At 25.9% G+C, this 19,830-nt stretch carries 16 protein-coding genes; 4 read left to right on the top strand and 12 right to left on the bottom strand.

Translation table 11 applies throughout. The features are described from left to right. The first annotated feature begins 44 nt into the window (after positions 1-44). On the top strand, positions 45-2,141 hold the full coding sequence (locus ACH5BH_RS05080) for a TonB-dependent siderophore receptor (RefSeq protein WP_423297659.1): 2,097 nt from the start codon (positions 45-47) through the stop codon (positions 2,139-2,141). Positions 2,142-2,213: 72 nt separating this feature from the next. Next, a complete protein-coding gene (locus tag ACH5BH_RS05075) occupies positions 2,214-3,926 on the top strand; it encodes a 7TM diverse intracellular signaling domain-containing protein (RefSeq protein ID WP_423297658.1) in 1,713 nt (570 codons plus the stop codon). A gap of 13 nt (positions 3,927-3,939) precedes the next feature. On the opposite strand, the gene ACH5BH_RS05070 is transcribed toward ACH5BH_RS05075, so the two are convergent. Next, positions 3,940-4,557: a hypothetical protein gene (locus ACH5BH_RS05070; protein ID WP_423297657.1), complete on the bottom strand. Its 618-nt coding sequence runs from the start codon at positions 4,555-4,557 to the stop codon at positions 3,940-3,942. A 97-nt stretch (positions 4,558-4,654) separates the two neighbouring features. Between ACH5BH_RS05070 and ACH5BH_RS05065 the strand changes: the two genes are divergently transcribed. Beyond that, the gene (locus ACH5BH_RS05065) at positions 4,655-5,338 is read left to right on the top strand and encodes a response regulator transcription factor (protein ID WP_423297656.1); all 684 of its coding nucleotides are present in this window, start codon (positions 4,655-4,657) and stop codon (positions 5,336-5,338) included. Between the two features lie 3 nt (positions 5,339-5,341). Here ACH5BH_RS05065 and ACH5BH_RS05060 read toward each other — a convergent pair whose 3' ends face one another. The 9 genes from ACH5BH_RS05060 to ACH5BH_RS05020 all read right to left on the bottom strand — a co-directional run bounded on the left by ACH5BH_RS05060 (position 5,342) and on the right by ACH5BH_RS05020 (position 12,608). Next, positions 5,342-5,842: a hypothetical protein gene (locus ACH5BH_RS05060; RefSeq protein ID WP_423297655.1), complete on the bottom strand. Its 501-nt coding sequence runs from the start codon at positions 5,840-5,842 to the stop codon at positions 5,342-5,344. A 1-nt stretch (position 5,843) separates the two neighbouring features. Beyond that, positions 5,844-7,415: a PepSY-associated TM helix domain-containing protein gene (locus tag ACH5BH_RS05055; protein WP_423297654.1), complete on the bottom strand. Its 1,572-nt coding sequence runs from the start codon at positions 7,413-7,415 to the stop codon at positions 5,844-5,846. A 9-nt stretch (positions 7,416-7,424) separates the two neighbouring features. Next, positions 7,425-7,730 (bottom strand): hypothetical protein, encoded by a 306-nt coding sequence (locus ACH5BH_RS05050; RefSeq protein WP_404305921.1) that lies wholly within the window; start codon positions 7,728-7,730, stop codon positions 7,425-7,427. A 100-nt stretch (positions 7,731-7,830) separates the two neighbouring features. Then, complete coding sequence (locus tag ACH5BH_RS05045) at positions 7,831-9,009, bottom strand: tetratricopeptide repeat protein (protein ID WP_423297653.1); 1,179 nt, start codon at positions 9,007-9,009, stop codon at positions 7,831-7,833. Continuing rightward, positions 9,006-9,620 carry an energy transducer TonB gene (locus tag ACH5BH_RS05040; RefSeq protein WP_404305917.1) on the bottom strand — a complete coding sequence of 205 codons (615 nt, stop codon included), beginning with the start codon at positions 9,618-9,620 and terminating at the stop codon, positions 9,006-9,008. Before ACH5BH_RS05040 ends, ACH5BH_RS05045 begins: the two co-directional genes overlap by 4 nt. Position 9,621: 1 nt before the next feature. Then, entirely contained in the window at positions 9,622-10,029 is a 408-nt protein-coding gene (locus ACH5BH_RS05035) for an ExbD/TolR family protein (protein ID WP_404305915.1), read from the bottom strand. Beyond that, entirely contained in the window at positions 10,026-10,547 is a 522-nt protein-coding gene (locus tag ACH5BH_RS05030) for a MotA/TolQ/ExbB proton channel family protein (protein ID WP_404305913.1), read from the bottom strand. Before ACH5BH_RS05030 ends, ACH5BH_RS05035 begins: the two co-directional genes overlap by 4 nt. Position 10,548: 1 nt before the next feature. Then, positions 10,549-11,862, bottom strand: a complete 1,314-nt coding sequence (locus ACH5BH_RS05025; RefSeq protein ID WP_423297652.1) for a MotA/TolQ/ExbB proton channel family protein — start codon at positions 11,860-11,862, stop codon at positions 10,549-10,551. Further along, complete coding sequence (locus ACH5BH_RS05020; protein ID WP_423297651.1) at positions 11,859-12,608, bottom strand: DUF3450 domain-containing protein; 750 nt, start codon at positions 12,606-12,608, stop codon at positions 11,859-11,861. The genes ACH5BH_RS05025 and ACH5BH_RS05020 overlap by 4 nt, the downstream gene beginning before the upstream one ends. A 361-nt stretch (positions 12,609-12,969) precedes the next feature. Between ACH5BH_RS05020 and serS the strand changes: the two genes are divergently transcribed. Further along, positions 12,970-14,208 carry a serine--tRNA ligase gene (serS, locus tag ACH5BH_RS05015; RefSeq protein WP_423297650.1) on the top strand — a complete coding sequence of 413 codons (1,239 nt, stop codon included), beginning with the start codon at positions 12,970-12,972 and terminating at the stop codon, positions 14,206-14,208. Between the two features lie 22 nt (positions 14,209-14,230). On the opposite strand, the gene ACH5BH_RS05010 is transcribed toward serS, so the two are convergent. Next, positions 14,231-16,222, bottom strand: coding sequence for an EAL domain-containing protein (locus tag ACH5BH_RS05010; protein ID WP_423297649.1), 1,992 nt, complete (start codon positions 16,220-16,222; stop codon positions 14,231-14,233). A 409-nt stretch (positions 16,223-16,631) separates the two neighbouring features. Further along, positions 16,632-19,769 (bottom strand): cytochrome c biogenesis protein CcsA, encoded by a 3,138-nt coding sequence (locus tag ACH5BH_RS05005; RefSeq protein WP_423297648.1) that lies wholly within the window; start codon positions 19,767-19,769, stop codon positions 16,632-16,634. Between the last annotated feature and the right edge of the window lie 61 nt (positions 19,770-19,830).

Raw genomic sequence — 19,830 nt, 5'->3', positions numbered from 1 at the left:
CCATTATCAATTATAATAATTATTATCATAACAAGGAATTATTTATGAAATTAAAAAGTAGAAAACTAATAGGGCTTTCTTTACTTACAGCAGTGTTACTTCAAGCAAATCTTAATGCGCAAGATAAAGAAAACACTAAATCTTTAGGCAGTGTGGATATTGTATCTACGAATGTAGATGAAGATAGAGGTACTTATAGTATCGATTCTATGAATACATCAACAGGTTTAGATTTATCTATTAAGCAGACACCTCAATCTATTAGTGTTTTAACTGTTGATGAATTGGAAGATAGAAATATTTTTTCATATCAAAGTTTACTAAAAAAGGTAAATGGTGTTTCAATTGAAAGATGGGATGAAAGAGTAAATGCCCTTGCTAGAGGATTTGAAGTTGATTATTATCAATTTGATGGAATTCCAACTTATTCAAGTATCACAAATAGAGATCCTGATTTAGCTCTTTATGATAGAGTTGAAATTGTAAAAGGTGCAAATGGATTGATGACAGGAGCTGGAAATCCAGCTATTAGTATGAACTTTGTTAGAAAAAGAGCCAATAGTAAAGTGACAAATGGAACAATAAATCTAAGTGCTGGTTCATGGAATAATTATTCAGCAACAGCAGATATATCAGCTCCTCTTACAACAGATGGAAAAATTAGATCAAGGTTTATTTTAAAACATGAAGACGGCGATTATTTTTTAGATGATTACAAAAGAAAAAATGATTTATTTTATGGTGTTATTGATGCAGATTTAACTGATTCAACTACTGCATCAATTGGATTTTCTTATCAAAAACTAGATAGAACGGCTATTAGATGGGGTGGTCTACCTGCTTTTTATACTGATGGTACAAGAACAGATTTTAGTTCTTCAAAGAATCCTACAGATGATTGGACATATAGAGATTTAACTACTAAGTCTTATTATTTTAATTTAGAACAAAGATTGAAAAATGAGATAAAAGTTAATTTTTCTTATTCAAGATTAGAAGCTATTGATGATACTTCTTTACTTTATTTTGCAGGGAAAGTAAACAAAAATGATGGTTCAGGTTTAGGATATTATACTTGGACAGCAAAAGAACAATATGAAGAAGATACTTTTGATTTAAATACTTCAATTCCTTTTGCTTTTGCAAACTTAGATCATGAGTTAGTATTAGGATATTCTCACAGTACTTTTGATATTACTGATTATCCATATATTCAAACAGGTGGTACACTTGGTAGTTTAAATAATATTAATGTTCCTAAACCTACAGGTACATATAGTGAATACAAAAAAGGTAAAACTACACAAGATGGGATATATGCAAGTTCAAAGATATCTTTATCTAATGACTTAAAATTAATTTTAGGAGCAAGATTATCTAATTGGGAGTATGATGGTGTTAAAAAAAATGGTAGTTCGGAAACTTATGAGTATAAAAATGAGTTTACTCCTTTTGCTGGAGTTGTTTATGATTTAAATGATACTCATTCTATTTATGCAAGTTATACTTCTATTTTTAATAGTCAAGATAAAAGAGACCCTAATGGTAATTATATAGAGGCAGTTGAGGGAAATAGTTATGAGACAGGTATAAAAGGAGAATATTTTAATGGGGCTTTAAATGCATCTGTTTCTGTATTTAGAATAGAGCAAGAAAATGTTGCAGAAGAAATAGATGGTGTAAAAGTAGGTACTTCAAGTGAACAAGCATATAGAACAGCAGATGGAGTTGTAAGCAAAGGAATAGAATTATCTTTAATTGGAGATGTAAGTGAAAATCTTAGTCTTAGTGCAGGAATCTCAAATTTTGAAGCACAAGATGCTGATAATAAAAATGTAGTTACAAAAGCTTCAAGAACAAATGCTAATTTATTTGCTTTATATAAAATTAATAAATTTAATATTGGAGCAGGATTAAACTATAGAAGTAAGTTCTATAAAGATACAAGTGATGGAAGAATAACTCAAGGTGGATATACAACTGCTGAGTTTATGTCAAGTTATAATGTGAATAAAAATTTAAAACTACAGTTAAATATTGATAACTTATTTGATAAAGAATATTATGATGGAATCGGTTCAAATACAATGCTAAAAGCAGAACCAAGAAAAATAACTGCAAGCTTAAAATATAACTTCTAAAATCAAAAATAGTAAAGCAGTAAATCTGCTTTACTGTATAATACTCTAAATCTTTCAAGGACAATTTTTTTAATGAAACAACTTCTTTTTTTTGTACTCTTTTTTTCAAGCACATTTGCTTCTGATATAAATAAATATGACAATATTAATAGTTTTCAAGTTATGTATGATTCAAAAGGTTATAGAGATATAACTTATCAAGAGTATAAAAATAAGAAATTAAAAGAGTTTACGATAAAACTAGGAATAGATAAGAATACTTTGAAAAACAAGAGTTATTATTTGACTATTATTGATAATAAAAACTCTTTATTTTATACGAATGTTTCTTATTTTCAAAAAGATCATTTAAAAGTGATAAAACTTGATTTATCTACTCCTGATACTTTGTACTTTAAGTACAAATATGAAAAACCAAAAAGAGCAGAGTTTAGATTTAATGTTATATCTTCTTTTGAATATGAATATATACTTCCTTATGAAGGAATTTTATATGGTCTAGCTTATGGAATAATATTCTCTGCTTTTTTGTATTATTTAGTGATATATTTTTCTACAAAAAGAGTTTGCTTTTTATACTATTCTGCTATGCAGTTTTTTGTTTTATTATCTTTAATAGGTTTTGTATATTTTAGTTTTCAAACATATCCTAAACAAACACCTCAAGCTTTTGTGGATATTTTTGAAACAGCTGCTTTTATGTTTACTTTTCTTTTTGCAAAAGAGGTTTTAAATGCAAAAAAAATTATGCCTATAGTAAATTATATATTAAGTTTTTTTGTATTTTTAAATGCTTTGGATATTGTGCTTATTTTAGTATTTAAATACTCTATTATTTATGAATATTTTTATTTTTATATATCTTTTTTAGTTCCTACAATTGCAGGAGTTATAGCTTTATATAAAGGAAGAAAAGAGGCTTTCTTTTATACTTTAGGTTGGTTTGTATTATTTTGTTTTGTGTTATCTTATGAGTATGATTTGATACCTTTAAGTGGTATTTATACTATTCATTTAGCAGCACCTTTGGAGTCATTAATTTTTAGTTTTGCCTTAGCTTTTATGTTAAGAACTTTAGTGAAAAAACAAAATGAACAAGAAAAAATGCTTATTCATAAAAGTAAATTAGCTTTAGTAGGAGAACTTATAAATAGTATAGCTCATCAATGGCGACAACCTTTAATGCATTTAAGTTATATAAATATGAATCTTCAAATGTCAAGTGAAAGTGAAGATTTTAATAAAGATTTTTTTATAAAAAAGATAAAAGAATCCAATACTCAAATAAAATTTATGAGTAAAACTATTGATGATTTTAGAGATTTTTATAAAGTTCAAAAGCAGATGCAAGAGTTTTGTGTGTTAAATGCTATAAATCTAGCTATAAATATTTTAGCTCCTACAATAAAGAAAAAAAAGATAAAAGTAAATATTGATATTAAAGAAGAATATAAAATTTTAGGTTATGAAAATGAGTTTGCCCAAGTTATATTAAATTTTTTAACAAATAGTATTGATATTTTTAATGAAAAAAAACAAGAAAATTGTCAAATAAACATTTCAGTAAGAAAAAATAAAAATAAGCTTGTTGTAAGTGTATGTGATAATGCAGGTGGAATAAAGCTAAAAAATTTAGATGAGGTGTTTAAAGCTTATTTTACTACTAAGAAAAGAGGAACAGGAATAGGACTTTATATGTCTAAACTCATAATAAAAGAGCATTTTAATGCAGATATAAAAGTTGAAAATAAAAAAGACGGAGCTTGTTTTAGTATTGAGATTTAGAATTTTAGAGATTTTATTTACATAAAGTCTCTAAAATCTTTTCATAAAAATCTGTATTTTTATTGTTGTATCTAAATAGACATTCATTTAAGTGCGTATGAAAATTGTTTTTATTTATCCCTCTGAATTTTTTTAATCTATTAATTATAAATTCTTCAAAATCATTTTGTGCTTTAAAGAATCCTGATATTAAGTATGAGCCTTTTTCTTTATTATATAAAACTCTAGCACTGTTTGCTTTTTTATGATTACTAAGTTTATCTTGTAAATCTTCTTTTATAAACTGTATTAATTTATATGGTAAAACATCTTGATTCTCAAAAATAAAAATACCATATATTGTTTGAGTGTAAAAAATATCATGATTATAAATATTAAAATGTTTTATTTCAAGACAGTTTTGTTTTATAAGACTTGATATTTGTCTAAAATCATATAAAAGATTTTGTTTTAATATTTTTTCTCTTAATATTTTATAATAATGATTTATAGTTTGTCTACTACAACCAATAATACTTGCAGTTTCTATGGCTGTATAATCTTCACTAAAGTAGTAGCAAATTTTATTTATATTCTGACTTTTTATTTTTGCATTTTTTATTTGTATATTTATTTTTTCTATTTTTGACATATTAGAAGTATAATAAAAAAAAGTGAGAAAAAAATGAGCAATTATAAAAATGATTCTCATAATTGTATTTATTTGAAAAAAGTTGTATAATTTCAATATGTTAGAGAAAAAATATAGAAATATTAAAATACTTTGTATCGAAGATGAAGATTTGATTCGAGAAAATCAAGTTTTCTATCTAAGAAGATTATTTACAAATGTCTATGAAGCAAGAAGTGCAAAAGAGGCATTACAACTAATTGAGGATGAAAAACCAGATATAGTTATAAGTGATATAGAACTTGAAGATACAAATGGTTTAGAACTAATAAGAACCATCAGAGAAAAAGATAAAAAAACTAAATTTATTGTTTTAAGTGCTTACTCTACAAAAGAGTATTTATTAGATGCAATTGATTTAGGTTTGGTAAAATATCTTATAAAGCCTGTTGATCATGATACTTTTTTCCCTATTTTACTTAAATGTGCAAAAGAAGTATATGATGAAAAAGGAAAATTAATACCTATTACTTCTTCTTGTGAATTTGATTTTTTAAATTCTGTTTTACTTTATGAAAATAAACAAGTTAAACTTACAAAGTATGAAGCAGACTTCTTAAATTTACTATATGAAAATAAAAATAGTGTAGTTAGATATGAGCAAATACAAGATGTAGTATGGAAGGATAATATTATGACAGATAGTTCTTTACGTACATTAGTGAAAAGCTTAAGAAAAAAGCTTCCCTCAAGTGATATAGTAAAGAACTTATCAAAAGTAGGTTATAAATTTAATATCTAAAAACTATTTACTATTTCTTAATTGTGACATTAATTTATTTGTATTTAATATACTTATTATTATAGTCATAAATAAAAGTAAAAAAGCCAAAGTTATAGTAATAATTAAAGCTGTGCTATATTCATCATCCTCATCTCTTGATTTTGATAGTTTTTTTTCTTTTTTGTTTGTTGTTATATTTTTGCTAAAACCTTCATTGGGTGCAATTCCTTCTTTTACCTCTTGAAAGTGTGGTCCTCCATCAAGTACTATCTGATAAGGTTCTTTTGGGATTTTTATTGTAAGTTTACTTGTTTGTGGTAATCTTTTTTTATATAAAACCTCACCTGTATTTAAAGCTTCAAGTCTTACTTGTGCTTCTGGTGTCAATTCTCCTGTATCAAAAAGACCTTCAACTGTGATAGTATTGTCTTGATTATTAGTTACATTAAGTATTAATTCATGTGCATAAATTAATGCAGGAAGTGCTAAAAGTATAAAATATATAATTTTTTTCTTGTTCATATTAAACCTTTGTTGTTTTTTTGTTCCAAAATAGTTTTGCTTCATCTCTACTTTTAGGTAGTTTTAGTGATGATAAAATAAGTAAACATCCCACTAAAAGTAGTGCTATATCTACATTTAAAATAATATGCATACCTTGATTATGTAAATCAAAAGGTGTATATCCTGAGTTTAAAAAATGATTAAATGGAGCTAAAATAAATAACACCCCACCTAAGAAAAGCAATTCTTTTGCTGCTTGGTAAGAGTTTATTCTATAAAATGCCCAAAATAGTGCACCTAACCACATATTAAAAAATAAGCCTTGTTGCCAAATAATTCTATCTTCTAAATTTATTGGTAAAAGCCACTGCAAATTAAAGATAAAGGCAGTTGAAGGAATAACTCCAATCATAATAGCTAAAGCAAGTTTTCCTACACCATGATAAAAAGGGATTTTCCCTTCAAATTTTTTAGCTTTTTTTTCACACCATAACATCACTCCAAAACCAAGGGCAAGTGCCGAAAAGAGCATAATAAAAGCTATAATTATTCTAATAGTAAAATCAACTCCAAAAAGTAAATGTAAAAAGTAAGTAGCATCTGCTACTAAAACACTCCAGTGTCTATCCATAACTTTTACATTTGATACAACACTTCCATCTATTGCATTTAAAGTTAATGTTGGTTTATTAAATACTCCATTTAAAAATGGATAATGAGAGTTATAACCTTCAAGTTTTATCCTTGCACTTGAATCTTTCCAGTTTATAAGTCTTAACTCTTGTAAAGTTACATTTGGATTGATTTCTTGGGCTATTTTTATTAGTTCACTAATAGGAAGCATAGGAACATTATCATTTTTTTTCTCAATAGGTTTTTCTTGTGGTACTAAAACAGGTGTAGTTATTCTTTCAATATTTGCTGTTTCTCCTTTTGAGGCTATATATGTCATAGCTCCTGAACCACTGTATCCTACACACATTAAAGCACCTGTTAACGTTATGATTATAAAAGGAGGAAATACCCAAGTAAATATTTTTCTGTGATATTGTGAAAACTTACTTTGTTGATTTTTTCCATTGCTTTTATATTTAAAGACATTTACAAGGATTAAACCTCCAATGATTAAAAACATAACTGCCACAGCCATAAAGCCAAAAACAGTATAACCAATAACACTAAGAGGTCTTCCATAGTGCATACCATTTAAAAACTTAGCAAGTTGAGATTTATCTCCTTCATGGTCAAGTTTTTCTTGAGTTTTTGGATTAAAAACTGTTTCATCAGTAAATTTATGAGAAATTATTAAAGCAGGATCATTCATATTTCCTGGAAGTTCGATGATAATATTGTTTTTAGGGAAATCTGGGTTTGATATTATGGGGTCTATCATGGCTGAATAGTTTATTTCAGTTATATTAGCCGCTTCAAAATGTCTTGAAGGTTTTTCCCAAACTTGAATATATGGAAGCATTATTGCGAATATCCCAAAAAATACTGATAAATATAAAAGCAAAGATACACATATACCTACTGCTGAATGAACTCTAAAGAGTCTTTGTTTAAAAAGTTTTGATTTTTCTTTTGACATTATAATTCTTTAAAATAAGATAAGTAAAAAAATTGAAAATATTAGCGAAGGCACTACAAAACGTAGAAGGGCACTAAGTTTTGTAGGTGCTAATACAATCCATAAAGCAAAACATGCCCAAACAAAAGTATTAAACATTAAAGGAATGATTATAGATTCTCCAGGACTTCCTGGAATAATAAAAACTAAAAGAGTCATTCCTAAATAAGCGCTTATCAAACCTCCAAAAATAGAACATAAAACTCTAAATAATCCGATTTTTTTTCCAGTATTTTCAGGTGTTGAAAGTTGTTTATATACATTTTGAAAAAACATTTGTTTCCTTTTATGATTTTGATAATTATAATTGATAGTGTGTGAATTTTGACTTAGTAAAATTTAGACATGACAAGAAAGATTTTAAGAAGTAAAAGATTTAGATTTTATAACCTAAATCTTTTGCTAAAACTCTTGCTCTTCTTTTTTCATATTTATTTTTTGAGGCTTTTTTTAGATATTTTGTAAGTTTATTTTTATCATTTAATTCATAATAACTTAAAGCTAAAAGAGTATATCTTTTTCCATCACTTCTCGTATTAGCTTTAAATTTATGTTTTTGTAAGACTCTAATTGCATTCTTGAAATTATTTTGATTATAGTAAATATTTCCAAGTATTAGTTGATATTTATCATTTTTAGCAAAACTAGAATTTTCTAATAAATTGATGGCTTTGTCATAATTTTTTGCATTTAAATATAAAGAAACTAAAATATTAAAGTTTTTTTGATTGTTTTTAACAATACTTTTATTTAAAGCTTTTTGCATATAAATTGCTGCTTTGTTATAAATCCCATAATCACTTAAAATACTCACTAAATAAAGTAGGTTTTTTTCTTTGCTTACAATATTTTTTTTATAAGTAAGTTCAAGTGTTGCTAAAGATTTTCTTTTTTGTTTTGTCTTTTCATAAAGTGAAATTAATTGCATCCAATATGTTTCATTTTCACTATATTTTTTCACCATACTTCTTAAAGTATTGATAGCTAGTTTATAGTTTTTACTTTCAACATAAGCAGAATATAGCATTCTATACCAAGACTCTTTTTTCTTTAAGCCTTTTTTACTTTGAAGAACTTTTTTAATATAAGAAGTACTTTTCTTATATTGTTTATTATAGTAGTATGCTAAAGCCATATTTTCATATATTTCTATATCTTTTACGACTTTTGAGTTAAGCAGTTCTTTTGAGTATTTAAGACTTTTAGAATAGTTTTCTAAACTAAAATATATTTTAGATAATGAATATTTTATTTTTAAAATATCATTTTGTTCTAATGCCTTATATGCGATTATTTTCTCATAAGCTTTAGCCACATTTTTATAGTTGTTTCTTTTTAAATGAATATTTGCTAAAGATTGTAGAGCATAAGATTTTGTTAAATTATTTACATCTTTTTTTAATAAATTTTCAATAGAAGTTTTTGCTTGGTTAAGTTTATTTTTTTCTATTAGTTTATTTGCGTTTTGTAAACTTCTAAAATCACTTGCTTTTATTGTTTCTTTTGCATTTAAAACAGCTATTGAAATTAAAAATATTAAGATTAACTTTTTCATCTTTCCAACCTAAAATTAAATGTAATTGTAGCATTTCTATCAAATTCATTTCTTTTGAATTTCCATTTTTTTATTGCATAAATAGAGTTTTTTTCAAATACACCTTTGGGCTTTGAATCGAGTACTTTTACATCAAGTACATCACCTGATTTATTTATTGTAAATCCAAGTTTTACATAACCACTTTGTTTTCTTATTTTTGCACGTCTAGGAAATCTAGGGTTTACTTTTGTAATGGCAGTTAAACTATTTGCATCAACTAAACCTGCACCCATTTGTATTTGAGCTCCACTTAGAGATGAAATAGCAGAAATATCAACTTTTTTTGTTTGTACTTTAAAAGGTTTAACTTTTATATTTTTGTTGATTTGTGTATTTACTTTTGTTTTTATCTCTATTTTTTTTGGTGGTTTTTTCTTAGGTGGTTCTTTTGGTTTTACTCTTTTTTTTCTTTCAATTTTAGTGTCATTTTTTTCTCTTAAATATACTAAATGTCTAGTTTCAGATTTTTTTTGTAGTTGTGCGTTTTGACTAGCTGTCATTAAGTGCATACCAAAAAATATACCTACACTTATAACTATTGATAAAAAAAGAGCTATAAATAGTCTCATTTTAATTCTCTTTTAGTGTTGATATTGAGATATTAAAAATACCTGCTAGTCTAATTTGATCCATAACTTGAACTAAAGTACCTGTTTTTGCTTGAGTATCTGATTGTATTACTACTGAATTTTGAGTATTTGAAGCTTTAAGCCTTTCTATATTTGCTCTAACTGATCTAATATCAACCATTCTTTTATCAATCCAAATTTCATTATTATTTCTAATTGCTATTAAGATATTTGCAGCTCCTTTTTGTTGTGCAGAGGCTGCACTTGGTCTATTTACTTCTATTCCTGCTTCTTTTACAAAAGATGTTGTAACAATAAAAAATATAAGCATAATAAAAACAACATCAAGCATAGGAGTTAAATTTATTTCTGTTTCTTCTTTATGATGTTTTTGTGAAAATCTTCTCATTTTATAACCTTTGAAAGTTCTAATTCTAATTTTTGAGTATGGTACTTTATAGAAAGTTCTAATTTTTTTTCAAAAAGTATTCCACTTAAAGCTACAACCATTCCGGCCATAGTTGGAATTGTTGCCATTGAAACACCATTTGCCATAGATTTAACATTACTTGTACCCATAATTGCCATAACATCAAATACTTCAATCATTCCTGTTACAGTCCCTAACAGACCAACTAAAGGACATATAATAATTAAAGTTTTTATAAACTGTAATCCTGTTTTTAGTTTTAAGTTAGCTTCTTCAACCATATATCTTTTTATTTCATCTTTAAACTTATTATCTGATGAAACACTTTTTATTTCTTCTAAAATTTTTCTTTTGTATTTTTTATATTCAAAAGTTATAAAGATATATCTTTCAACTAATAAAGTCCATAAAAAAAGTGCAATGGCAAATACGATGTATAAAACAAAGCCTCCTTTATTAAAGAAGGCTAATAAATCGTCTAGATATACTTCAATCATCTTATTTCAACGTTTTTGCTAATAATCCAATACTTTGTTCTTCTAAAATAGATACAAGTTCATCTGCTTTTGAAGAGATATAAGTGTATGCAAATAGAAGTGGTATTGCTGTGATTAAACCTAAAACTGTAGTAATAAGAGCAGTTGAGATACCTCCTGCCATTAGTTTTGGGTCACCTGTACCAAATAAAGTAATTGCTTGGAAAGTTGCTATCATTCCTGTAACAGTTCCTAGTAGTCCTAAAAGAGGCGTTACTGCTGCAAGTAGTTTTACAAAACTTTGACCTTTTTTGATTTTATTTGTTTCTTTTATAATTGCTTCACCAATTTTAATCTCTAAATCATTTATTGAGTCATTTATGTTTTTATAGAAGATATCAGCAATTTTTCCTAAAGAATTATTCTCTTTTGGTTTATCAAGATTTTTTACTTGTGACTTAATTTTTACAGAGGCAATATTCAAAATAAGAATTTTATATAATGCAAATAATAACCCTAGTCCACCAAGAGTAAGAATTATATATCCCACAACTCCACCTTGATTTACTCTATCTAAAATCGTAGGGTTATTCTCTATCATTTCAAAAAGTGTTCCTCTTGTTGGGTCGATAGTTATATTTGAAATTGTGTTTGACTTTTCAAAAGCTTTTGCTTGTTCTAATATGCTACTTCTTGGTTGAACTGCTAGTTCAACTAATGATTTCATATCATTTGAGTATGTTAAGTATTTACCATCTGATACAGCAGCAAATAGACCAACTCTTGTTACATCTTGTTGTACTTTCTCACCACTATTTAAAATAATATCTGCTTTGTATTGAGAAATATTTCCTGATTGAATAATTTCATCTAACATCACATGCCAAAACTTTGTAAGTTCTTCTAAGTTAGGAAGTTTTTTTGAATTTGCAAATTTTGAAAATACTTTTTCTTTACTTAAATCTTGTGATGCAGTAAGTGAGTTTTGATAGTTTGTTAAAAAGTCTGATGAAGTTTGTCTTACACTACCAAACATTTCTCCTAGATTTGCAGCTTTTGCATTAAGTTCTGTCTCTTTTTCTTCTAATAATAGTTCATTTTCATCAATTTTTGTTTTAAACTTAGTAGTTTTTGCTTCTTCAGCTGCTAAAGCTTTTCTACTTTTTTGAACTAAGTATGCTTGTTGATTTTTATTTTTGATAAACTCTTGAAGTCTTTGTTTTTCTTCCACTAATTCTTGTTTTGAGTCACTTTTTACACTTTGTAGTAAACCTTCAAGATTTAGTGAAAAACTTAGAGTAGAAATAAGTGTTAAACTTAGGATATGTTTTATCATTTTAATTCCTTCGCAGCTAAAAATGGTAAATTTAATAAATCAACATTTTGTTGTTTTTTCGCAATTTTGATAGCTTTTCTAATATTTGATTTTGATACTGAATCTTCTATCTTATCCCAAGATTTTGTTTGTTTATTGAAGTATCCATACTCTTTTAAATCTAAACTTTGGTAGTAAAGTGCAACTCTTCCTAATCTTAAAAAGTTGTATGTTTTTCCATCAATTTTGTCTTGATATGATTCTATTGTTTTTGCATAGTCATATTCAATTTTAAAAGCTTCAAGAATTATTCTATATTTTTCATGAGTTTGAATATCTGCTTTATTTAGAGTTTCTTCAAGCTTCGCAACTCTATTTAATCGCTCACTCATTAAAAATGGAGTATCTTCATTAATTAATTTTTTTAGTGAACTAATCATATTAATCATTAAAGGAAAGATGTTTTTTTGAGTTTGTTCTATATCAATAAGCTGTTGGTCTAAACTCTTAATCTCTTCTTCTTGTGATAGTATAATTTTCGATAACTGCTCATTGTAAATTTTTGTACTTTTAATTGAGCTATTATTAAATTTATACTCATTAAAAAGGTTTTCTCTTTGTTCCTCATTCTTATCAATGCTGTTTTGATAAGATTTTAACTGATTATTAGTTTGTTCAATAACTGCAATTGATTTGTCAATTTGATTGGCAAACAATGCTATATTTAAACTAGCTAAAACAATTAATGTTTTACCGATTTTTGTCATTTTTTTCCTTTTGTGTTTTACTCAATAGTAATTTACATGATTATGCCATTAAAAAATGACAATAAAATCACATTAACAATTATAAGAATCATAATCAAAATTATATAAAAAAGTTCTTATTAACTGTTAGTTCAAGACAAGTACTTTTTTATTTTTTAATTTTATGTCTTATTTTTTGTAGATCACTACTATTTATATAGACGAAATAAAACATAAAACTGGACAGTTTTTTTAAAGAAATTCTAAAATTATTTGTTTTGTATTTTTTATACTTCCTAAAATAGTCGTAAATAAAAGTAAAAAAGCCTTCATATAGAAAAAATTCGATATAATTTCGAAAAATTTACAATGAAAGATTAAAATGATTGATGTAAGAGAACTACAAAAAGATTTTGATACTATGGCAAAAGCACTAACTAGAAAGGGTGTTGATAGCGAAGTTTTAGATAACTTAAAATCCCTTGCACTTGAAGCTAAGCTTAAAAGGCAAGATATGGAAAATGTTACAGCCGAACAAAATAAGCTTTCAAAAGAGTTTGGAAGGTATAAAAAAGAAGGTCTTGATATTGCACCACTTCAAGCAAATATCAATGAACTAAAATCGAAGAAGCAAACTTTAGAAGATGATGTTAGAGTACTTGAAGAAAAACTTACTTCAATTGCCTTAGGTGTACCAAATCTTCCAGATGAAAATGTTCCAGATGGTGCAGATGAAGATGAAAATGTTGTATTAGAAACTATTGGTGAAAAACCAACTTTCTCTTTTGAACCAAAAGAACACTGGGATTTAGATAATGGTTGGTTAGACTTTGAAAGAGGTGTAAAACTTGCTAAGTCAAGATTTTCAGCAATTAAAGGTGAGGGTGCAAGATTAGAGAGAGCTTTAATCAATTATATGCTTGATTTTAATAGACAAAGAGGTTTTGAAGAGTGGTATGTACCTTTTATGGCAAACGCAAACACACTTCAAGGAACAGGGCAATTACCTAAATTTGAAGATGATTTATTTAAAATTGAAGGTGAAGATTTATACTTAATTCCAACTGCGGAAGTAAGTCTAACAAACCTTTACAATGATGAAATTGTGCCAGCAGAAGAGTTACCTTTAATGCTTACATCTTATACTCCTTGTTTTAGAAAAGAAGCAGGAAGTGCAGGTAGAGATACAAGAGGATTAATTAGACAACACCAATTTGATAAAGTAGAAATGGTTGCTATTACTAAAGCAGAAGAATCAGAAGAAGTATTTGAAAAAATGGTAGCTTGTGCAAGTGATCTTTTAACTTCACTTGGGCTTGCTCACCAAAAAGTACAATTATGTACAGGTGATTTAGGATTCTCTGCTGCAACAACAATTGACTTAGAAGTTTGGTTACCAGGTCAAAACAAATATAGAGAGATTTCTTCAATTTCTAATACAAGAGAATTCCAAGCAAGAAGAGCAAAAATCAGATATAAAGATGGTAAGAAAAATGTATTAGCTCATACATTAAACGGTTCATCATTAGCAGTAGGAAGAACACTTTTAGCTATTATGGAAAACTATCAAAGAGAAGATGGAACTGTAGAGATTCCTGAGGTTCTTAAGAAATATTTATAAGAAGTAGACTAAAGTCTATTTCTTATATTAATTTTTGGGGTTTACCAAAATAGTAGCCTTGCGAATAAGTAATACCCATTTCATTTAATATATTATAAATATTTTCATTTTCTACAAACTCTGCAATAGTTTCAATGTTTTGTTTTTTAGCAAAAGTTACTATAGTTTCAACTACATTTCTACTATATGAATCTGTTTCAATATTTTTAATTAAAGAACCATCAATTTTTAAAATATCAGGGTTATAATCAAGTAATCTTTCAAAATTAGAATATCCACTTCCAAAGTCATCAATAGCAATTTTTACATTTCCTAGTTTTTTAACTTTTGCTATAAACTTTTTGACACTTTTAAAATCTTTTATATTTTCATTTTCAAGTAATTCAAAAATAACTCGACCTTTATATTCAGATCTTGAAGTTAATTCTATTAATTTATTTTTAATTTCTTCATTTTCCATATCTAATACTGATAAGTTTATACTTACACTATTTGTTATATGATCAAGTACTTTAAAAGAGCTTTCAATTACTCTATTTGTGATTTTAGTATAATATGTTCCTTTTTTAGATACATCAAGAAAAAAATAAGGAGATATTGTTTTTCCTTCTTCATCTATTAATCTTACTAAAGATTCATACTTTACTATTTTTTTTGTTTTATTTTCTATAATAGGTTGGAAATATGAAACAATATTACAATTGTCTAAAGCTGTTTTTACCATGTGAATTGTTTCTATATTTTTTTGAGCAATTTCATGTGCTTCTTGAACCAAATTATTAGCAAAAATTAAACTTTTATTATCTTCTAATGCTTTTTCGATTCCATATTTAGCATTTTCATAAACATTTTTTTCACCATAACAATAACTTACAGCAATTGATACATCATATTCAATATTATCAAATTTTATAGTTGAATTTTTTGTATTTTTTATTAAAGTTAAAAGTTCTACTTCTAAATCTATATTATCTTTTTCTATATTGTCAAGACTATTGCTAATAGCAAATAAGCCATCTCCTAATTTAAAGATTTTTTCATAAAGTTTAGTATTTTTAGGAAATAAACCTATAATTAAATTCTCAAATATTTCTTCAATTTTTTCTACAGTTGTTGCATCATAAAATTTATCTAAAATATCAAAGTTTTCTATTTGTATTAAGGCTAAAAATGATTGTTTATAAGATTCTAAAGATGCAATTAATTGTCTTTTTTCACTCATTATTTCAGTTACATCATTTCTAAGTGCCATGTATTCTATAATTTCACCATTTTGATCAAGTAAAGGTTTTATTGTTGATTTTACAAAATAGCTTTTTCCATCCTTTGCAAGGTTCTTAATAATTCCACTCCAAGGTTCTTTTTTTATTTTGATTGTTGTCCATAATTCTTTAAAAAGTTCTTTTGGATTATCTGGGTGTCTTACTACATTATGATTTTTTCCAATTAGCTCTTCTTGTGAATATCCTGATATTTCACAAAAATTATCATTTACAAAAGTAATTACTCCAGAAGCATCGGTTTTAGAAATTATTGAGCTTTTATTTGTTATTTCTTGATATTGTTTTAATATCATTAAGTTTCTTTGGTTCTGTTTTCTTAATACAGTTTTTTCAATTGCTTTTTTTATTACATCAAAAAGTTGCATAGCATCTAAAGGCTTTACAATAAAATTATCTACACTAAGTTTAATAGCATTTAACATAAATTTACTTTCTGAATGTGCAGAAACAATAATCGTTGCTAGTTCGGGTTTAAGCTCTTTTGTAATTTTAAGAAGCTCTAAACCATTTATTTTAGGCATATTTATGTCAGTTATTAATAAGTCAATATCATCATTCGCTTTAAAAATCTCTAAAGCTTCTTCTCCATCTTTTGCTACAAGCACTTCATTAAAAATTATATTTAGTAAATCTTCAATTGTATCTCTAGTTAAATGTTCATCTTCTGCATATAAAACTTTTATATTTTTAGCATTTTCTATTAAATCATTAAGCTCAGAATTTTTAAACATTTTTTCTCTTTTTTTTATTATTTAAATATTATATTATGATTTTAATAAAAAGCTGTTAAATATGTATTAATTATTTTTGTTGAAAAGTCAAGTTTTATCAAAAGATGTTTGATTATTTAAAAAGATAAAACTTGGGAGATTAAATTTAAACTGATTAGTTTCGATGTGTGTTTTTATATAAAAAAGAAGCTTCATCTTCGAAAAAAATTGTTACAGCTACGTAATTTTTAACTAAGGAGAGATAAATAAGATAAAACTTCTTGTTTTATGAAGGTATTATATCAGAAAAAAAATAAAAATGCTACTTTAATGCTACGTTTATAGCAAAAATTTTGTAATTTCTATTTATAAGTTCAAATTATTTTTATAAATTACTTTAAATATTATTTACTAAGATAAAAATAGTAGATTAAAGAATCTTTCTATTTTTATATGCAAGTAAAATTACTATAGTTATAATGATAAGGGTTATAGGAATAAATGTAGGTATTGGTATAGGATCCCCTGCTGCATAAGAGTGTTTCCCCGCAAGGTAATAGTTTACTCCAAAATATGTCATTATAATAGATGAGTAACTTATTGTTGAAAGTACTGCTAAAGTAAAGTCATTAAGTAAGCCTTTTATATATTTTAAGTGAATAATTATTGCATAAATGATTATTGATACTAAAGTCCATGTTTCTTTTGGATCCCAACCCCAGTATCTTCCCCATGATTCATTTGCCCAAATTCCACCCAAGAAGTTCCCTATTACAAGCAGTACTAATCCAATAAGAATTGACATTTCATTTATTCTATTTGCTTCTTTTATACTTAATAAAATATTGAAAAATTTTTCATCTTCTTTTTTAGGATTTGCTAAAATAAATAAGCATAAACAAATAAAACCTAATAAAGCACTAAGTCCTAAAAATCCGTAACTAGCTGTGATTACACTCACATGAATAGTTAGCCAATATGATTTTAATACAGGTGTAAGTGTTGTTATTTGCGGTTCCATCCAAGATAAATGAGCTACAAATAGAGTTACACCACTTAATATAGTTGTGGTAGCTAAGGCTAAAGACGATTGTTTTGAGAAAAAAATTCCTGATAAAATAATAGCCCAAGCAATATAAATCATTGACTCATAACCATTTGACCAAGGTGCATGACCACTTACATACCATCTAAGAGCAAGCCCTAAAGTATGAATAGTAAATGCAAAAACTAATAAAATGAGTACAGTTTTGATAACTTTATCAAGTTTTATATTTGATTTAAAAATATTAATAAAAATCAAAATAAGTAAGAAAAACCCAAGAAGTAAATAAAAGGGTGTTAATCTTTCAAAAATATTATATTTATTAAAAATTAATTCTGCTTTTATTTTAAAGTCATTTGGAATAATATGACTTGCATTTTGTTTTTGATAAGTTTTTAAATTTTCTAAAGCTTTATTTACTTTTTCCCATGATATTTTATTTTGGCTAGCATCATTTAATGAAAAATAATACTCTTCCATTAGTTTTTTAATATGAGCTGAATCTTGAGCAATTAAAAGTTTTACAGCCTCATTTACATTTAGCCATTTATCGTTTTTATCACCAATTTTTGGAAAAATTCTTAAAAAATCCCCCGTAAATAATGTATAAGCTATATTTAGTCTTTCATCGATTTTGATTAAATCTTTATCAAAGTTATTTCTTAGTGCAGGTTTTTTAGCATTTGCTTCTTCTAGTGCTATTTGAAGTTTGTAGTTTCCTTGTTGATTATAAATATCCATAAAACTTATAGTTTTACTTTTTTTACTTATTCCTATAAGTTTTTTTAGTTTAGTATCTTTTATTTTTATAAAACTAACTTCTTGCCAGATTTTGGGATAAAGCATCATACTTAAGAAAAATTGATTTGCATCTAAACCATAAAGTTCATTTTTTCTACTAATTTTATTGATTATTTCAATTGCTAAAGAGTTAATAGGTTTTATTCTTCCTTGATAATCTTGTACTAATAAACTTCCAAATAGTTGAGCATGATTTTTATCTATATTTAAAACATGAGGGTTTTTATCTAAAATAGTATCTTTTGCATGGCTAGTATTTGGAGTATAAAAAAATATTAAAGCAAGAAAGACTAAACTAAGAGCTTTTTTTGCATGATAAGTTTTTTTAACCTCTTCAAGTGTATATTTTTTTCTAGCTAATTTTCTAAATCTACTTTTTTTGATAAATAAACTTAATAATAATCCAGTAAAAAGTAAAAAGTAACCTATATAAGTAGGTAATTTTCCTGGGTCTTTATTTACTGAAAGAATTGTAGCTGATTCATCTTGTTTGTATGAAGATTGAAAAAATCTATAGCCTTTATAGTCTAAAACATTGTTCATAAAAATAGTATACTCTAAAGTATCATCATTATTTTTATCATAAATTTTTATATCACTTTCATAAGTTGATGGCGAGTTTGAACCTGGATATCTTCTTAATCTAAAGTCATTTAGTAAAATAGAAAAAGGTAGTTCTATCATTTTTGAACCCCATGATAATGATATTGTTTCATCATCAAATTTTACTTTTTTTACAAAACCTTTTGTAGCACCGCCTTTACCAAATAGTGATACTTCTTGTGTTTTTCCTTTATATTTTAAATCTAAAACTACAGCATTTAACTGTTTATCTTTTGGCATATCATTATTTAAACTTACTGTTTTTAATGCACCTTTTGAAGTAGCTTCATTTACCATAAATTGTGTTTGACCAATTCTATATATTTGCTCTAAAATCAAAGGAGTATTTATATTAGCTTTTAAAGTTTTTACTTTTTTAAAGTCTTTTGTATAAACATTTGTTTGTATATTTGATTTAATAAAAATTTCATTTCCTTTAGTTTCAAATATAACTGTAGGTTTTGAAGTTTTTATTTCTTTATTTAAAGCAAATACTAAAAAATTGGTTTCTATAGTATCTTTGTCTTTTAAGTCAATACTTTTAGTACCCATTTGTTGCGATACTATTATATTAATAAGTGCTTGTCCATCTTTTGTAGGAACAATTTTTTCAGCAGCATTTTTTACATATCTATTAAGTTTTATTGATAATTCTTCACCATTTATTAATGTAGTAAAATCAACAGAAGTTTGAGATAAAGGTGTCATTAAAACTTTCTTATCATAAATTATTTGATCATCATTTTTTATTTGAATATATTCATCATTAGAATACATCTTATTTTCTAGGCTTCCTTCTGGGATAGTCATATAAGCTTCATATCCCATATATCTTGTTAATGCTGCACCTAAAAGAATAAAAACAAATGAAATATGTATAAATAAAATAAAGAATTTTTCTTTTTTATACATTTTAAACCAAACTATATTAAATACTATTCCAATTACTAAAATAAGCATTATTAACTCAAACCATGTTTGCCCATAGACAAAAGACTTTGCACCTAAAGGCCCAAAATCATTTTCAACAAAAGTTGCTAAGGCAGATGAAACTGCCATAAAAAATAGTAAAACTATCATTGCTTGCATACTAAAAAAAGATTTGAGTATTTTTTTCATAACTAATCCGTATATAATTGTTTGTAGATTTTAAATTTTAATGTAAGAAGATATAAGAAGC

It is taken from the genome of Arcobacter rhizosphaerae, assembly GCF_049472155.1.
Taxonomy (GTDB): Bacteria; Campylobacterota; Campylobacteria; order Campylobacterales; family Arcobacteraceae; genus Arcobacter_B.
Note: the sequence above shows the minus strand (reverse complement) of the source record. Positions and strands in the feature narration are given on the sequence as shown.

Excerpts from the sequence above, each read along its gene's own strand:
- ACH5BH_RS05075 (WP_423297658.1), top strand. The coding sequence starts at position 2,214 with ATGAAACAACTTCTTTTTTTTGTACTCTTTTTTTCAAGCACATTTGCT.
- ACH5BH_RS05010 (WP_423297649.1), bottom strand. The coding sequence starts at position 16,222 with ATGTTTAAAAATTCTGAGCTTAATGATTTAATAGAAAATGCTAAAAAT.
- ACH5BH_RS05005 (WP_423297648.1), bottom strand. The coding sequence starts at position 19,769 with ATGAAAAAAATACTCAAATCTTTTTTTAGTATGCAAGCAATGATAGTT.
- ACH5BH_RS05055 (WP_423297654.1), bottom strand. The coding sequence starts at position 7,415 with ATGTCAAAAGAAAAATCAAAACTTTTTAAACAAAGACTCTTTAGAGTT.
- ACH5BH_RS05040 (WP_404305917.1), bottom strand. The coding sequence starts at position 9,620 with ATGAGACTATTTATAGCTCTTTTTTTATCAATAGTTATAAGTGTAGGT.
- serS (WP_423297650.1), top strand. The coding sequence starts at position 12,970 with ATGATTGATGTAAGAGAACTACAAAAAGATTTTGATACTATGGCAAAA.
- ACH5BH_RS05065 (WP_423297656.1), top strand. The coding sequence starts at position 4,655 with ATGTTAGAGAAAAAATATAGAAATATTAAAATACTTTGTATCGAAGAT.
- ACH5BH_RS05045 (WP_423297653.1), bottom strand. The coding sequence starts at position 9,009 with ATGAAAAAGTTAATCTTAATATTTTTAATTTCAATAGCTGTTTTAAAT.
- ACH5BH_RS05060 (WP_423297655.1), bottom strand. The coding sequence starts at position 5,842 with ATGAACAAGAAAAAAATTATATATTTTATACTTTTAGCACTTCCTGCA.
- ACH5BH_RS05080 (WP_423297659.1), top strand. The coding sequence starts at position 45 with ATGAAATTAAAAAGTAGAAAACTAATAGGGCTTTCTTTACTTACAGCA.
- ACH5BH_RS05070 (WP_423297657.1), bottom strand. The coding sequence starts at position 4,557 with ATGTCAAAAATAGAAAAAATAAATATACAAATAAAAAATGCAAAAATA.
- ACH5BH_RS05025 (WP_423297652.1), bottom strand. The coding sequence starts at position 11,862 with ATGATAAAACATATCCTAAGTTTAACACTTATTTCTACTCTAAGTTTT.
- ACH5BH_RS05035 (WP_404305915.1), bottom strand. The coding sequence starts at position 10,029 with ATGAGAAGATTTTCACAAAAACATCATAAAGAAGAAACAGAAATAAAT.
- ACH5BH_RS05030 (WP_404305913.1), bottom strand. The coding sequence starts at position 10,547 with ATGATTGAAGTATATCTAGACGATTTATTAGCCTTCTTTAATAAAGGA.
- ACH5BH_RS05020 (WP_423297651.1), bottom strand. The coding sequence starts at position 12,608 with ATGACAAAAATCGGTAAAACATTAATTGTTTTAGCTAGTTTAAATATA.
- ACH5BH_RS05050 (WP_404305921.1), bottom strand. The coding sequence starts at position 7,730 with ATGTTTTTTCAAAATGTATATAAACAACTTTCAACACCTGAAAATACT.